Source organism: Comamonas badia DSM 17552, assembly GCF_000484635.1.
GTDB classification, from domain to species: domain Bacteria; phylum Pseudomonadota; class Gammaproteobacteria; order Burkholderiales; family Burkholderiaceae_C; genus Comamonas_C; species Comamonas_C badia.
This window is the reverse complement of record NZ_AXVM01000001.1, coordinates 427303-442509: the sequence shown is the minus strand read 5'-3', so window position 1 is coordinate 442509 and position 15207 is coordinate 427303. Positions and strand designations below refer to the sequence as shown.

The following is a 15207-nucleotide window of genomic DNA, read 5'->3' as shown; positions in this document are numbered from 1 at the left end:
TCAGGTGCAGTCTAAATGATCGATACCGCTGTGAGCCCGCAGACCAGTGCATTGGCACAGGTGTTTGTGCCTTCTGCGCGCATGCCAGTGTTGTTTGTCGGCCATGGCAGCCCCATGAACGCCATTGAGCACAACGTCTGGCGCCAGACCTGGCAGGACCTGGGGCAGGAGCTGCTGGCGCGCGCGCCGCGCCCGCAACTCATCCTGTGCATTTCGGCGCACTGGCTCACGCGCGGTGGCTGGTGGCTGACGGGCATGGCCGCGCCGCGCACCATCCATGACTTTGGCGGCTTTCCGCGCGAACTCTTTGAGCAGCAGTACCCGGCGCCAGGCGCACCGCAGGCGGCGCACGCGCTGGCGCAGCTGCTGCGCAGCCCTGCAACGGGGGGAGCGCTGCAGGTGGACGAAGGCGAATGGGGGCTGGACCATGGCGCCTGGAGTGTGCTCAAACCGATGTTTCCCGCGGCGGACATTCCCGTGATGCAGCTGAGCATGGATTACGACCGCCCGGCCAGTGAGCATCTTGCGCTTGGCCGGCAGCTGGCGGTGCTGCGCGACTTCGGGGTGTTGATCGTGGGCAGTGGCAACACCGTGCACAACCTGCGCGCCATGCGCCCGGAGGCCGGCATCAACGCCACCTATACCTGGGCCAACGCCTTTGACACGCGCGTAGCCCAGGCGGTGGAGCAGGGCGATGCGCAGGCGCTGGCAGACTTTCAGCAATGGGGCGAAATCGCGCAGCTTTCGCATCCCAGCTACGATCACTATTTGCCTCTTTTGTACGCCATGGGCGTGGTGCAAAAGGGCGAGCAGCTACGGTTTTTCAATACTGGTTTTCAGAAGGCTGCGATTGCGATGCGTTCCATGCTCTGGGGCTTGCCCGGCTGAGCCTGCGCCGGACGCAAAGGCTGGAGCGCTTCGCCGATAATCGGGGCCAGACCACGCCGGTGCCCAGCGAGCGGCCCGGCGACACCCCGTTCCCAGTCCTGCCCGTGCCCATCCTTGCTTCTCAAGCGCATGCACGGGTACTGCACAGCCTGAAAGCGAGCCATCCATGCGCGAAGAACATGATTTTCTGGGCGTCAAGCCCATTCCCGACGACGCCTACTGGGGCGTGCACAGCGCCCGCGCGGTCGAGAATTTTTCCATCACCGGCAACAGCGTGGCCGAGATGCCCGACTTGGTGCGCGCGTTCGCCTACATCAAGAAGGCGGCGGCGCAGGCCAATGCCCAGCTGGGCGCGATCGAGCCAAGCCAGGCCGACGCGATAGCCAAGGCCTGCGACGATGTGATCGCAGGCAGGCTGCACGACCAGTTCGTCGTGGACGTGATCCAGGGCGGCGCCGGCACCTCCACCAACATGAACGCCAACGAGGTGATCGCCAACCGCGCGCTGGAGCATCTGGGGCTGGAAAAGGGCCGCTACGATGTGCTCCACCCCAACGACCACGTGAATGCCTCGCAGAGCACCAACGACACCTACCCGACGGCGGTCAAACTCGCGACCTGGTTTGGCATCCAGACGCTGCTCACCGCGCTGGCCAAGCTGCGCGGCGGCTTTGACGCCAAGGCGCAGGAATTCAAGAATGTGCTCAAGATCGGCCGCACGCAGCTGCAGGATGCGGTGCCGATGACGCTGGGCCAGGAATTCGCCGCGTTTGCCACCATGATCGCCGACGATGAAAAGCGCCTGCGCGAATCCGGCCACCTGATGTGCGAGATCAACATGGGCGCGACGGCGATCGGCACCGGCATCAATGCGCCGGTGGGCTACGCAACGCTGGTGACCGAGCGGCTGGCCGAGCTCTCGGGCGTGCCGGTCACCATGTCGCGCGACCTGATCGCCGCCACCTGCGACACCGGCGGCTTTGCCGATATCTCGGGCGTGCTCAAGCGCATCGCGGTCAAGCTCTCCAAGATTTCCAACGATCTGCGCCTGCTGTCCTCCGGCCCGCAGGCGGGCCTGGGCGACATCAAGCTGCCCCCGCGCCAGGCGGGTTCCTCCATCATGCCGGGCAAGGTCAACCCGGTGATCCCCGAGGTGATGAACCAGGTTTGCTACGAGGTCATCGGCAACGACGTGACGATCACGATGGCCGCCGAGGCCGGGCAACTGCAGCTCAATGCCTTCGAGCCCATCATGGGCTGGAGCCTGCACAAGAGCCTGCACCACCTGGCGCAGGCCTGTGAGACGCTCAGGGTCAACTGCGTCGAGGGCATCGTTCCTAACCACGCGCTGCTGGAGCGGCGCATCGGCGAATCGGTGACGCTGGTGACCGCGCTCAGCCCGCTGATCGGCTACGAGAAGGCGGCGAAGATTTCCAAGACCGCGCTGGCCACGGGCAAGCCGATTGCCGTCATCGCCGAAGAACTGGGCATCCTGAGCCAGGACGAGGTGAAGAAGCTGCTGGTGGCCGACAAGCTCACCCAGCCGGGGGCGATTCAGTCCGTTTGACCGCTGCTTGCAAGGCTACCCGTCGTGCGCGGGCGCTTTGCATCCCCTTTTCTTGTGCGCTTGCTCGCCATCGCCGGGCATTGAGCACAGGGCCGATTGTTTCAAGGCGCCGGTCTTGCCCCTCGCCCCTTTGGGGAGAGGCTGGGTGAGGGGCCGCGCGTTCGGTTCTGCGCATCGCACCGGTCTCATACAAACGCCATGAACTCCTTTTTCAGGAGTATGTCGCGCAGGTGGTAAGCGGCCTGCAAGGCATTTTCATGGGTAATGTAGAGCGGCGCAAAACTAAAGCGAAGGGTATCCGGCTGCTCCGCATCCGCTGCGTGAAAATCGCAAATCACGTAACGCTCGGCCAGCGCCTGCACGATGGCGTGGCCGCAGCCGGTGGGCAGCTTTTCCGTCGGCGTCAGGCAGACCAAGGCGCTACGCCGCGCAGGCTCCCGGGGGGTGAGCAGATCGAACATGCCGGGGCAGCCTTCCTCCACCGTTTCGATGAACAAATCGGTCAGCGCCAACGACTTGGCGCGCAGGGCGGCCAGACCGCCGAGCGGCTCGGCTTTGTCGAATACATTCAGCGCAATCTGGAGTGCCCACAGGCTGAGGATGGATTGCTCGCCCTGCGGCAAAGGAGTGGCCAGATGCCGACAAGAAGCTGCGTGGCGCTGGTGCATCCAGAAAAACGCCGGCCCGCCCGGGCTGCCGTTGAGGAAAGCGTCGGTGCGGCCAAAGGCCAGGTCCGCCTCGCTGTCGTTCAAGGCTATGGACATCGTTCCCACACTGAGGCTCACGTCCCAGACCGTGAGCACACCCGCCGCATGTGCTTGCGCCGTCGTCCGTGCCATGTCGTGCAGCGCACCCGTGCCGTGGTGGACGTGGCCCAGCAGCAGCACGGCTACGTCGGGCTGCAGGCACTCGGGCACTTCATGCGGCTCCACCAGACGCAGCTCGTATCCATGATCGCGGCACAGCGCCTTCGCATGATGGAGATCGGCAGCGATGCCGCCGCGCTCGCAAACCACCACGCGGCGGTCGGAGCTGCTCTGCCGCGCCATGGCCAGCGCAGCCGAGAGCGCCCTGTACAAGTTGATGGGTGGCGAATCACCCACCATGACCTCGCCCGGCTCCGCGCCTATCAGCGGCGCAATCCTGTCGCCCGCGCGCTGGGGCAAGCCAATCCAGCCGCCTTCGCTCCAGTGCAGGCGTCGGCTCTTGTTGGACCAGGGAACCCACTGCGAGGGGAGCATGTTTTCCATGTACTCAATCAAGGCATGGGGCAGGATGCCGAGCGCATGGCCATCCAGATAAATTACGGGATCGTCCACAAGGAAGAAGTCGCGCAGTTCGTTCAGTGGGTCGGTGCGATCCAGCGTCTCGCGGGCTGTTGCGGCCGTGGATGCTCTTTTAAAAAGAGCTGATACTACCTGTGTGGTGTTCGTTTGAGCCATATTTCATCCTTATTTTCGGTATGTACAAGGGCGCTGGAAGTAGCGTATTCCTTGCTCTATCGCATGTTTTTTCCCTGCGCATCTCCACGACATGTGTCAGTTCCGATGCAGAGAGTAGGTTGCTTGTCGTAGGCGGGTTTGCTCCGTCGTTTTCGCCGCACTCGCTGATGCGGTGCCGTTCGTAACGGCACCGCACGGGTTAGGCTGTCGAGCGAACCGCCATCCGGATGAGTCGCGCCACCGGGTAGTCGGCGGTGCTCGTGCAGCGGGTGCAGCCAGGGGTTGCTGGTGGCAAGTTGGAGCGTTATGTGGGAGGCGGCAGGTCAGTTGCCTTCTCTCGAAAGTGAGTGATCGCGGTCCAGAAGCGTGTGCGTAACTCGATTTCTTCCTGGGCGATCTTAGTCAGAGAAGCGTCCAGCTCGTCACACTCTTGAATGGCTTTCAACAGATCATTCCAATTTTTTTCCTCGCGGGCTTGTGGGCTGACGCCAGCTTCTAGTAGAGATTTTGGAACGTAGTCAATAGGGATATCCGCGAGTTCGCCTTCATCCATGCCCAGTAGCCTGTGTGCTATCCCTGCTCGCTTTGCGGTTAACGTACCTTGCGCAAGGATCACTTCTTGGGCCTTTTTCAGCAGGGAGGACTTCAGCCGCGACAACCCCTCTCGCGTGAGATCTGCAGCTTTGCCTGCTTCTTTTTCGTACTCGGCTATGGCCAGACCTAAGGTCGAATCCTGGCGGATGCCGCCCCTGCTGATCGTCTTCCCAAGCCCTTCGTGGATGCGTTCGATTGCAGCTTGCGACAGGCGTTCTTCCGGTGGAAGGTTCTTGGTTGACGCCGACAACTCTCCGAGTTGAATGGCGTAGGTGTCGATGGCCTGCTCAAGGAGGACTGAGATCAGCATCTTGTTCATCGAGCTGGATCGATGAAGTGTCACAAGCGCTTTCAGCAGCTCATATTGGACGGGTGTGAGGCGGACGTTCAAGACGTGCCAGGATTGTGTCGGTTTTTGCATGTGGCACCATTGTGGGGGTATTGACATGTTTCTTTTGGGGCCACTATCATACCGCAATCGCTCACGGTGAGCGAGATTTCAGGAGGTACTATGATTTTTTTTGTTGCGACCATTGCGTGGAAGAGCCTGATGACGGTGGCCGCTGAAGCTGCCATTGCCACCCTTGCAACCAAGGTGGTTGCGGATGCTTACGATTCAGTCGTCAGCGATGTACAGGAAGGCGGTGCAGCATGATGACAGCGATCCTTGCGAACTCACTCGCACGCCTGCTTCGCGGTGCCATCCCGTACGGCAAGCAGACAACGACCGGGGGGCACGACCACCGGGGCAGCGTTGGCAACGACCGCACGCCTGCACAAAAGCGTGGCGACGTTGCCCGACGTGGGCCCCGCAGCCCCCGCAGTTGAAGCAGGAGTGAGCATTTGCGTCGCGAGTACCCACGGATGTGTGGGTACTTCACTCGACCACCACTTTTAAATTTGACAAGCGAGCATGAATAAGCATTCAAGTAAACAGGCTGTCCACATTTTTTGGGATAACTCAAACATCTTCATCCCGGCCAAGGAGGTGGCGGCAGATCGTGAGGGTTTAGCCGCATCGAAGGAAATTCGCATTCATTTTGACAATCTCTACCAACTGGCTCGTGCTAATCGGCCAGTGGTCAAGTCACTCTGCGTAGGTTCCGTCCCGCCTGGAATGGATGGGGTATGGAATCGTTTGCGGGAGTCTGGGGTGGCTGTTGAACTCTTTGAGCGTGGGGAAGGTTCCGGTGAGGAGCAAGGCGTAGATCAATGCCTGCAGGTTCACATGCTCCGTGCCTTGGCTGACAGTGAAGCACCTGGTGTTGTGGTTTTGCTCACTGGCGATGGGGCCGGCTACGAATCCGGTGTTGGCTTCCATGCTGACTTGGAACGTATGTACAGGAAGGGCTGGGGTGTTGAGGTTTTGTCTTGGAAACATGCTTGCAATAAAAGGCTGAAAGCTTGGGCCCAAGACAAAGGCATGTTCATCGCGTTAGACGATTATTTCGAGGAATGCACGTTCCGTCAGGGCATCCGCCTTGCAAAGCGCATTGCGTTCACACATCGCGGACGGGCTATGCCACAAGGTTTAAAAGAAGAGCAATGAATCGGTTGGATTCGACAGGTGGGCATTCCAGGATGGCACAATGAATCAGCAGATTAGACAATTCCTTTTGAACCTTGGTCCAGAGCCAATTTCTGACGTTGTGCAACTCCAGCGTCTCTTAGCGGAGGTGTGGTCAAGTTTATCCGGCGCGAGCGATGGCGGGATGAAGGGTGACAAGCTTCTCGATAGAGCGGAATCAATGTCATGGGATCCCCCGTACATTACATTTTCCATCGAGCGCCACGGCAGTGTGGTGAATGGGTCTACGCGCGCTGAAATTCAGGATTGGTGTGTTGATCTAGACAAGTGGACTGCTGAAATTATCTCAACAAGATGCCGTCAGCTGTACCCTACAAGTCGACCGATGCCTGTGAACACTCCTGCCGAGGAGATAGCACATGCTATTTTGAATAAGCTAGAACACGAATCTTTGAATTGGTATGGAGACGATAGGGTCAGGGTTCTGATAGGAACTATCATCCCCGATGGCGGATATAAGCAAACTGTGAGTGGTCGTCGTGGACGATTTAGAAAAGCTCTAGGAATACTCATTGAGGCGGATGATTGGAAGGCCGTAGCTGCCAATACTTACCAGCGGAGCTCAGCTCAGCGATGAACTTGGCTCAACGAAGCACCTCAATCGGCGGTCTTGCTCGGCTTCGCTCCGGATAGCCTGTAGTTGAGTGGGTGCTTGGGCGCTGTGCCAAGATGCGCGGTTGTTCGATCCGCAAGGGAAACACGATGTCAGCACAGACCGCCAGCGCGCTGCTGCAGGAGCAGCACGAAGATATCGACTTCGGCGTGCAGGGCGCCATGGATGGCAGCAGCGACCAGGTGGAGCTGGCGCGTTCGCTCGACTTGCTGCGCGCGCATCTGTATCTGGAAGAGACGGTGCTGTTCCCGGCGCTGGAAGGCTCGGTGGGCCTGTCCATCATGGTGATGGAACGCGAGCACGGGCTGATGTGGCCGCTGATGGAGTCGCTCGCCCAGGCCTGCCGCGATGGGACGGCGCTCGACGCCATGCAGGATGACCTGGAAGAGCTGTTCCAGTTGCTGCAGGTGCACAACCCCAAGGAGGAGCAGATCCTCTACAGCGCGGCCGACGGGCACGCGGGTCTGGCCGATGCGCTGGCGGCGGCACGGCTGCCCGAGGGCTGGGTGTGCAAGGCGATGCGGGGCAAGCGCGCCTGACGTTTGTTCACACGCGCGGGCCGCATGCGGAGTGCTGGCGTTTCCTTTGGGGTCTATAGTCGTTTTTTTCCACGGGTGTGAAGGAACGGCCATGAATGGTTCTCTGATCGACGATCTGATGGGGCAGCTGCAAGGCGGCTCCATGGGGCAGATTGCGCAGCAACTGGGTACGGATACCGCCACTGCCAGCCAGGCGGTGGGCGCGGCGCTGCCGATGCTGGTGGGCGCCATGGGGCGCAATGCCCAGCAGCCGGGCGGGGCAGAGGCCTTGTTCGGTGCGCTGCAGCGCGACCATTCGGGGCAGGGCGCGATGGACCTGGGCGGCCTGCTGGGCGCGCTGGCCGGCGGCGGGCAGGGCGCAGGCGGCGCTGGCGCGGCCCTGGGGGGCCTGGGCGGGCTGGGCGGCCTGCTGGGAGGCCTTCTGGGCGGCGGTGGCGGCGCGCCCGCCAGCGCGCAGTTGGACGGCGGAGGCATCCTGGGCCATGTGTTTGGCGATGCGCAAGGCCGCGCGCAATCCGGGCTGGGCCAGGCGACGGGCCTCAATGGTTCGCAGGCTGGCAGTCTGCTGGCGATGCTGGCGCCCATGGTGATGGCGGCGCTGTCGCAGCGGGTCAGCGCGGGCAATCTCAATGCCGGGGGCCTGGGCAGCATGCTGGGGCAGGAACATGCACAGGTTCAGCAGCAGGGCGGTCTGGGCGGCGGGCTGCTGGGGGCGGTGCTGGACCAGAACGGCGATGGCAAGTTTGATCTGAGCGACGTTCTCAAGTTGGGCGGCAGTCTGCTGGGCGGGCGCCGCTGACGCAGTTTTTCACCAACAAAAAAGCGGCTGGCGCATATGGGGTATGCGTCAGCCGCTCTTTTTTTGCAATCGTTCGAGCCCCTCTCCAAGCCTCTCCCCAAAGGGGCGAGGGGCACAACCGTCCTGCTCAACCGCCGGTGTGGAACTTCACCACCAGCGGCACGATGAGCAACGCCACGATGTTGATGATCTTGATCAGCGGGTTGACGGCCGGGCCGGCGGTGTCCTTGTAGGGGTCGCCCACGGTGTCGCCGGTGACGGCGGCCTTGTGCGCATCAGAGCCCTTGCCGCCGTGGTGGCCGTCCTCGATGTACTTCTTGGCGTTGTCCCAGGCGCCGCCGCCGGTGCACATCGAAATCGCCACGAACAGGCCAGTGACGATGGTGCCCATGAGCAGGCCGCCCAGCGCCTTCGGACCGAGGATGAGACCGACCAAAATCGGCACCGCCACCGGCAGCAGGCTGGGGATCATCATTTCCTTGATGGCGGCGCCGGTCAGCATGCCGACGGCGCGGCCATATTCGGGCTTGGCCGTGCCTTGCATGATGCCGGGGATTTCGCGGAACTGGCGGCGCACTTCCTCGACCACGCTGCCCGCGGCGCGGCCCACGGCCTCCATCGCCATGGCGCCGAAGAGGTAGGGGATCAGGCCGCCGACGAACAGGCCGACGATCACCAGCGGGTCTGAGAGGTCGAAGCTCACCGACTGGCCGAAGGTTTCCAGCTTGTGCGTGTAGTCGGCAAACAGCACCAGTGCCGCCAGGCCCGCCGAGCCGATGGCGTAGCCCTTGGTCACCGCCTTGGTGGTGTTGCCCACGGCGTCCAGCGGGTCGGTGATGTCGCGCACGCTGGAGGGCAGTTCGGCCATTTCGGCGATGCCGCCGGCGTTGTCGGTGATGGGGCCGTAGGCGTCGAGCGCCACCACGATGCCGGCCATGGAGAGCATGGACATCGCGGCGATCGCCACGCCGTACAGGCCGGCCAGATGGAAGGCAGCCCAGATGGCAATGCAGACGAAGATCACCGGCCAGGCGGTGGATTTCATGCTGATGCCAATGCCCGCGATGATGTTGGTCGCGTGCCCGGTGGTGCTGGCCTGCGCCACATGCTGCACCGGCTTGTACTGCGTGCCGGTGTAGTACTCGGTGATCCACACCAGCAGGCCGGTGAGCACCAGACCGACGATGCAGGCGCCGAAGAGCTTGCCGACGGCGCCCGTGCCGCCCAGCGCGTTGTCCGGAATGATCCAGGCGGTGACGAAGTAGAACGCGATGAGCGACAGCACACCGGCGATCGCCAGGCCTTTGTAGAGCGCCGGCATCACGTTCTTCATGCCGGGGCTGGCCTTGACGAAGAAGGTGCCGATGATGGAGGCGACGATGGACACCGCGCCCAGCGCCAACGGGTAGACCACGGCGTGAGCCCCGGCGCCCTTGATGAGCAGGCCGCCCAGCACCATGGTGGCGATCAGCGTCACGGCATAGGTTTCAAACAGGTCCGCCGCCATGCCGGCGCAGTCGCCCACGTTGTCGCCCACGTTGTCGGCGATCACCGCGGGGTTGCGCGGGTCGTCCTCGGGGATGCCGGCTTCCACCTTGCCCACCAGGTCGGCGCCCACGTCCGCACCCTTGGTGAAGATGCCGCCGCCCAGGCGTGCGAAGATGGAGATCAGCGAAGAGCCGAAGGCCAGCCCGATCAGCGGGTTGAGCGCATGGCTGTCGGCCGCCGGGCCGCCGAGGAACCAGTAAAAGCCGGTGACGCCCAGCAGGCCCAGGCCCACCACCAGCATGCCGGTGATGGCGCCACCCCGGAAGGCGACATCCAGCGCCGGGCCGATGCCTTGCGTGGCCGCCTGCGCAGTGCGCACGTTGGCGCGCACCGAGACGTTCATGCCGATGAAGCCGCAGGCGCCCGAGAGCACCGCGCCGACGACGAAGCCGGCTGCCGTCATGGCGTCAAGGAAGAGGGCGATGAGTATGGCCAGCACCACGCCGACGATGGCGATCGTCCTGTACTGCTTGCCCAGGTAGGCCGCGGCCCCCTGCTGGATGGCGCCCGCGATCTCCTGCATGCGGGCGTTGCCTGGGTCCTTGGCCAGAATCCAGCCACGGGCCCACAGGCCATAGACCACTGCGATCACCCCGCAAACCAGGGCCATGATGAGTGGCGTTGTCAGCTCTGCCGATTGAGGCATTCTCAACTCTCCTTTTGTGATTGTCATAGACGGAAGCGCAACGCCTGGGAAGTGCTTCCACCACGTTGCTTCCTCGACGTCCGACAATCGGAGGTGATTGGCCAACAGCGCTAATTTACTGCGATTTACACTGCCTTACAGCACGCAAGCCTGGTGCAAGCCGGGTTTCTTAGAATTCGTGGCATGTTTTGTGCTCAGGAAAACCCTGACAATCCTATTTTTCAACACAGGCAAATCGCACCATGGCCCTCAATCTGGTTAGCCCCGGGAACAAACTTCCTGATCTTTTCAACGTCATCATCGAGATTCCCGCCGAGTCCGACCCGATCAAGTACGAGGTGGACAAGGAGACCAGCACCGTCTTCGTCGACCGCTTCCTCACCGTCGCGATGTACTACCCCTGCAACTACGGCTACGTGCCGCAGACCCTGTCGGGCGACGGCGATCCGGTGGACGTGCTCGTCATCACCCCCTACCCGCTGCTGCCGGGCGTGGGCGTGGTCTGCCGCCCGCTCGGCATCCTGAAGATGGAAGATGAGGCGGGCATCGATGGAAAAATTCTGGCCGTACCCGACTCCAAGGTGCTCAAGATGTACGAGGGCTGGAAATCGGTGGAAGACGTGAACCCCATGCGCCTGAAGGCCATCAGCCATTTCTTCGAGCACTACAAGGACCTGGAAGACGGCAAATGGGTCAAGGTGCTGGGCTGGGAAGGCGTGGCCGCCGCGCAGAAGGAATTGATGGACGGCGTGGCGAACTACGCCAGGCCCAGGGACTGACGGGGTTTCCGGTCCATGGGCATCAGGCTCCGTGCCTGAACGGGCTGTGCGTCTGCAGCGCGTCCATGTAGTGCTCCACGCCCTCGCGCTCGCGCTGCAGGTATTCGTCCACGGCGTGGGCAAAGCCGGGGTGCGCCAGCCAGTGCGCGCTGGTGGCCTGCGTGGGCAGCAGCGCGCGCGCCAGCTTGTGTTCGCCCTGCGCGCCGCCCTCAAAGCGCGCGACGCCGTTGGCAATGCACCACGCAATCGGCTGGTAGTAGCAGGCCTCGAAGTGCAGGCAATCCACGCGCTCCAGCGCGCCCCAGTAGCGGCCGTAGGCCACGGTCTGCATGCCAGATTGCCCATCGGCGCTTGATGGTTCTGCGCCAACAGCTATCAAGCTGGAAGCAATCGGCTGGCCATCGCGCTCGGCGATGAAGAGCAGCCACATTTTCGGCATCCGGGCTGCGGCACGGACGAAAAAGTCGCGCGTGAGGTAGGGCGGGTTGCCGTGCTCCCAATAGGTGCGGTCGTAGCAGGCGTAAAAGAAATCCCAGTCCGCCACGCTGATCTCCTCGCCACGGCAGACGCGAAAGCGCACGCCCGCATCGGCGACGCGGCGGCGCTCCTGGCGGATCTTCTTGCGCTTGTCCTGCGACAGCGACATCAGGAAATCATCGAAATCCGTGAACGGCCGTTGCTGCTGCGGGTGCCGGTTGTGCCAGTGGAACTGCACGGTATGGCGCAGCATCAGCCCGGTCTGGCGGGCGCTGGCGATGTCCTCCTCGGCGGCAAACAGCAGGTGCAGGGAGGACAGGCGCTGCTCCTGGCACCAGGCGATCAGCTGCTGCAGCAGCACCCGGCGCGCCTCGCCATCGCATGCCAGCAGCCGCGTGCCCGGCACCGGCGTGAACGGCACGGCGACGACGGCCTTGGGGTAATAGACCAGCCCGTGGCGGGCGTAGGCATCGGCCCAGGCCCAGTCGAAGACGTATTCGCCGCGCGAATGCGCCTTCAGGTAGAGCACGCAGGCGGCGGCGAGCGCATCGCCCTGCCACAGCAGGAAGCAGCGCGCCGCCCAGCCGGTGCGCGAGGTGGCGCTGCCGCTGTCCTGCAGCGCTGCCAGATAGGCATGGCGCATGAAGGGTGAAGGGTGCGTCTGGCGCGCCAGCAGCGTGTCCCAGGCGGTTGGGTCGATGTCGTGCACCGATGGGTGCATCTGCAATGTGTAGTCGGGCAAGGTCGTCAGTCGGTAGGCAAGTTCTGCCGCGTTGCGATAATAGACGGCGTAACAAAGGCCGGAGCGGACCGGTCAGCCACTTCAGGAACCCATGCCATGCAGATGATCACTGCCGTCATCAAACCCTTCAAGCTCGACGAGGTGCGCGAGTCGCTGGCCGCCTGCGGCGCCACTGGCCTCACCGTCACCGAGGTCAAGGGCTTTGGCCGGCAGAAGGGCCATACCGAGCTTTACCGCGGCGCGGAATACGTGGTGGATTTTCTGCCCAAGATCAAGATAGAGGTGGTGGTGCGCGACGACGACGTGGAGCGCTGCGTGGATGCCATCATCGCCGCCGCCCGCACCGGCAAGATCGGCGATGGCAAGATTTTCGTCACGCCGGTGCAGCGCGTGATCCGCATCCGCACCGGCGATCTGGACGAGGCGGCGATCTGATCAGATCACGCTGCGCAGCGGCTTGGCCTCGCGCGGCAGGCCGGCCTCCTGCACCAGCGCGGCCAGCAACGGGGGCACTTCGCTGCCCACGCGCACCAGGTCCATCTGCCACGCGCTCATGAAGCCGTTTTCTACCGAGTGCCGCAGAAAGCCCAGCAGCTGGCGGTAGTAGCCATCGGCGTCGAGCACGCCTATGGGCTTGTCGTGGTAGCCGAGCTGGCGCCAGGTCCAGACCTCGAACAGTTCCTCCAGCGTGCCGATGCCGCCGGGCAGCGCGAGAAAGGCATCGCTGCGCTCGGCCATCATGGCCTTGCGCTCGTGCATGGTCTCGACCACGTGCAGCTCATCGCAATCGTGGTTGGCCAGCTCCTTGTTCACCAGGGCCTGCGGGATGATGCCGACCACGCGCCCGCCCGCCGCTTTGGTTGCCTGCGCCAGCACGCCCATCAGGCCGCTGTTGCCGCCGCCATAGACCAGCTGGCCGCGGTGCTGGCCTATCCACTGGCCCGCCTGCTGTGCCGCCTCGATGAACAAGGGGTGGTTGCCGGGGCGCGAACCGAGATAGACACAGAGCGAGAAGGCAGGATCAGACATAAGATTAAAATCGATGGTAAACCGCCATCAGCCATGCGCTGGAAGCTATCAAAAGCGAGATAAAAACAGCGGCGCTGCCGAGGTCCTTGGCACGCTTGGAGAGTGGGTGCAGTTCGCCGCCAAAGCGGTCAATCGCGGCCTCGACCGCGGAATTGAGCAGCTCGGTGATCAGCACCAGCAGTGTGACGGCAAGGAGCACCGCCGTTTCCAGCCAGCTTTGCCCCAGCCAGAACGCCAGTGGCAGCAGGACGATGGCGATCAGCACCTCCTGGCGGAAGGCCTTTTCGCTCCATGCGGCGCGCAGACCGGCGAGTGAATAGCCGGTGGCATGCCACAGGCGGGGAAGCCCTGTGCGGGCGCGGTGTGGATGGGAATCGGGTGGCGGCATGCGGGCTTGGGGGGCGCTGGTTCAGCGTGGCTGGCGCGGCGGCGCGCGCCAGTGGATCAGCCGCGTGCCGGCGAGCTGGTCATGCCAGAACTGCTGCTGCGGGTGTAGCTTGCTGGCCAGCGCCCAGAGTGCGATCCACAGCACCAGCAGCGTCAGTGTGGTGACCAGGCCAAGCCCCAGGCTGTAGGCGGCCAGCGGCGGCAGGAACCAGAGCCAGGAGAGCGCATAGCGCAGCACCGCGCGGCCCTGGGAAATGCGCTGCCCGTTCACATCGACGACGCGGATGTTCCAGGTCTTCTGTGCCAGCGTCTGCCCGCGCGACCAGAACCAGCCGAAGTAGATGCCGAACACCACGAACAGGTAGCCCATGCGCAGTCCCCGGTGCGCCAGCGCATGGCGCGACTGGCTCAGGGTATCGAACAGGTAGTCGGCGATGAAGACCAGCCCGAACATCAGGATGCCCTCATAGAGCCAGCAGGCCATGCGCCGCGACAGGGCGGGGGTTGGCGGCGCGGTTGCGGCAGGGGCCGGGGCGTTGGAGTCCAAGGTGGCTGTCGGGTGGTGAAGTGTTGCAGCGCAGGGCTGCCGACGCGCGATGTTACTGCGCGGGCTGCGCTGGGATGCCGGGTTCGGCCGGTGCGGCATCGATGCCGGGGGTGGCTGCCAGGTCTGGTGCCGCGGATTCGGGTGAGGGCGCTGGCGCCGGACTTGCCGGCGCCGCGTTTTCGTCCAGCGAAGGCAGGGGCTCTCCCGTGGCGGATGGGGTGTCGATCGGCGTCGTCTCGACGAGCGGTACGGCGCCGGGTGGCGCGGGCGCGGCAGGCTCCGGCACCGGAGGGATGCTGGCGCGCGGCGGCACCGGCACGGGGACCATGTCCACCACCGGCGGCAGAATCTTGGGGGGATTGGGTACGGCGGCGGCAGGGCCCGTGGCGGCAGGCACCCTGGCGAATTTGTGCCCCGGCACGGGCCGTACCGCGATGGCGGCGCCCTGCGGCGCGGGCGGCGCCTGGGTGGCCAGCTCGTGCCTGGCCTCCGCGCTCAAGGCCTGGTAGGCATCCCACTGCTCCTGTCTGGCAGGCGGGGCCACCTTGCGGGTGGCGGCGTAGTTCAGTCTGGCGCGGTTGCGCTGCTCGGGCGACAGGGCGGCCCAGGCGGCCATGCGTGCCTGCAGTTTTTCCTGGTTGGCGTGGGAGAGCCTGGGGAAGCGCTGCGCCAGCGTCATCCACTGGTGTTTCTGTGCTTCACTCAGCGTGCTCCAGTGCGGTCGCAGGGGCGACAGCGCGGCTTGCTGGGCGCTGCCCAGGCTGCTCCAGGACGGTCCGGCCTCTTCAACAACGGCGGGAAGAGGTGGCGGGGCAGGCGCGCGGGGCTGGAATTTCGCCGGCGACGGCCGCGGAGCGGGGAGCGTGACGCCGGGAAGCGCCTTGACCCGCGAGACCGCCCATCCGCCGGCGAACACAAAGACCACCCACAGCGCCAGTGCCAGCGCCAGGATTGCCGTGTGGGCGTTGGTGGTGGGAGACGGGTCGGGAGGCGAAGGCGGTGCTGCCATGCAGTCGGCGTGC

The 15207-nt window shown here is 63.8% G+C and carries 17 protein-coding genes; 9 read left to right on the top strand and 8 right to left on the bottom strand.

Features of this window, described 5'->3' with window-relative positions; all coding sequences use genetic code 11:
* Positions 1-15 precede the first annotated feature (15 nt).
* Positions 16-888 carry a 4,5-DOPA-extradiol-dioxygenase gene (gene ygiD / locus K320_RS0102190; RefSeq protein ID WP_024537247.1) on the top strand — a complete coding sequence of 291 codons (873 nt, stop codon included), beginning with the start codon at positions 16-18 and terminating at the stop codon, positions 886-888.
* A gap of 166 nt (positions 889-1054) precedes the next feature.
* A complete protein-coding gene (locus tag K320_RS0102185) occupies positions 1055-2455 on the top strand; it encodes an aspartate ammonia-lyase (RefSeq protein WP_024537246.1) in 1401 nt (466 codons plus the stop codon).
* Between the two features lie 185 nt (positions 2456-2640).
* Here K320_RS0102185 and K320_RS0102180 read toward each other — a convergent pair whose 3' ends face one another.
* Together K320_RS0102180 and K320_RS0102175 are read right to left on the bottom strand one after the other, a co-directional pair.
* Positions 2641-3897, bottom strand: a complete 1257-nt coding sequence (locus K320_RS0102180; RefSeq protein ID WP_156913788.1) for an aminotransferase class V-fold PLP-dependent enzyme — start codon at positions 3895-3897, stop codon at positions 2641-2643.
* A 304-nt stretch (positions 3898-4201) separates the two neighbouring features.
* Complete coding sequence (locus K320_RS0102175; protein WP_024537245.1) at positions 4202-4810, bottom strand: hypothetical protein; 609 nt, start codon at positions 4808-4810, stop codon at positions 4202-4204.
* Between the two features lie 192 nt (positions 4811-5002).
* On the opposite strand from K320_RS0102175, the gene K320_RS18925 reads away from it, so the two are divergent.
* The 5 genes from K320_RS18925 (at position 5003) to K320_RS0102155 (ending at position 8030) form a co-directional block, all read left to right on the top strand.
* Complete coding sequence (locus tag K320_RS18925) at positions 5003-5146, top strand: hypothetical protein (RefSeq protein WP_169730023.1); 144 nt, start codon at positions 5003-5005, stop codon at positions 5144-5146.
* 258 nt (positions 5147-5404) lie between these two features.
* Positions 5405-6040, top strand: coding sequence for an NYN domain-containing protein (locus K320_RS18520; RefSeq protein ID WP_084301142.1), 636 nt, complete (start codon positions 5405-5407; stop codon positions 6038-6040).
* A gap of 40 nt (positions 6041-6080) precedes the next feature.
* Positions 6081-6656 carry a hypothetical protein gene (locus tag K320_RS18920; RefSeq protein ID WP_156913786.1) on the top strand — a complete coding sequence of 192 codons (576 nt, stop codon included), beginning with the start codon at positions 6081-6083 and terminating at the stop codon, positions 6654-6656.
* Between the two features lie 125 nt (positions 6657-6781).
* Positions 6782-7231: a hemerythrin domain-containing protein gene (locus tag K320_RS0102160; RefSeq protein WP_024537243.1), complete on the top strand. Its 450-nt coding sequence runs from the start codon at positions 6782-6784 to the stop codon at positions 7229-7231.
* 91 nt (positions 7232-7322) lie between these two features.
* Complete coding sequence (locus tag K320_RS0102155; RefSeq protein WP_024537242.1) at positions 7323-8030, top strand: DUF937 domain-containing protein; 708 nt, start codon at positions 7323-7325, stop codon at positions 8028-8030.
* A gap of 127 nt (positions 8031-8157) precedes the next feature.
* On the opposite strand, the gene K320_RS0102150 is transcribed toward K320_RS0102155, so the two are convergent.
* Positions 8158-10224 (bottom strand): sodium-translocating pyrophosphatase, encoded by a 2067-nt coding sequence (locus K320_RS0102150; protein ID WP_024537241.1) that lies wholly within the window; start codon positions 10222-10224, stop codon positions 8158-8160.
* A 242-nt stretch (positions 10225-10466) separates the two neighbouring features.
* On the opposite strand from K320_RS0102150, the gene ppa reads away from it, so the two are divergent.
* The gene (gene ppa / locus K320_RS0102145; RefSeq protein WP_024537240.1) at positions 10467-11003 is read left to right on the top strand and encodes an inorganic diphosphatase; all 537 of its coding nucleotides are present in this window, start codon (positions 10467-10469) and stop codon (positions 11001-11003) included.
* Positions 11004-11025: 22 nt separating this feature from the next.
* Here ppa and K320_RS0102140 read toward each other — a convergent pair whose 3' ends face one another.
* A complete protein-coding gene (locus tag K320_RS0102140; RefSeq protein WP_051384810.1) occupies positions 11026-12201 on the bottom strand; it encodes a GNAT family N-acetyltransferase in 1176 nt (391 codons plus the stop codon).
* A 117-nt stretch (positions 12202-12318) separates the two neighbouring features.
* Between K320_RS0102140 and K320_RS0102135 the strand changes: the two genes are divergently transcribed.
* Positions 12319-12657: a P-II family nitrogen regulator gene (locus K320_RS0102135; RefSeq protein WP_024537238.1), complete on the top strand. Its 339-nt coding sequence runs from the start codon at positions 12319-12321 to the stop codon at positions 12655-12657.
* On the opposite strand, the gene K320_RS0102130 is transcribed toward K320_RS0102135, so the two are convergent.
* Genes K320_RS0102130 through K320_RS18300 form a run of 4 tightly spaced genes read right to left on the bottom strand, consistent with a single transcriptional unit; the run spans position 12658 to position 15194 of the window.
* Positions 12658-13251 carry an LOG family protein gene (locus K320_RS0102130; RefSeq protein ID WP_024537237.1) on the bottom strand — a complete coding sequence of 198 codons (594 nt, stop codon included), beginning with the start codon at positions 13249-13251 and terminating at the stop codon, positions 12658-12660. It abuts the gene before it with no gap.
* 4 nt (positions 13252-13255) lie between these two features.
* Entirely contained in the window at positions 13256-13639 is a 384-nt protein-coding gene (locus tag K320_RS0102125) for a diacylglycerol kinase (protein ID WP_029695726.1), read from the bottom strand.
* A gap of 21 nt (positions 13640-13660) precedes the next feature.
* Positions 13661-14185 (bottom strand): RDD family protein, encoded by a 525-nt coding sequence (locus K320_RS0102120; protein ID WP_034342280.1) that lies wholly within the window; start codon positions 14183-14185, stop codon positions 13661-13663.
* A 52-nt stretch (positions 14186-14237) separates the two neighbouring features.
* Positions 14238-15194 carry a DUF3106 domain-containing protein gene (locus tag K320_RS18300; RefSeq protein WP_024537235.1) on the bottom strand — a complete coding sequence of 319 codons (957 nt, stop codon included), beginning with the start codon at positions 15192-15194 and terminating at the stop codon, positions 14238-14240.
* Between the last annotated feature and the right edge of the window lie 13 nt (positions 15195-15207).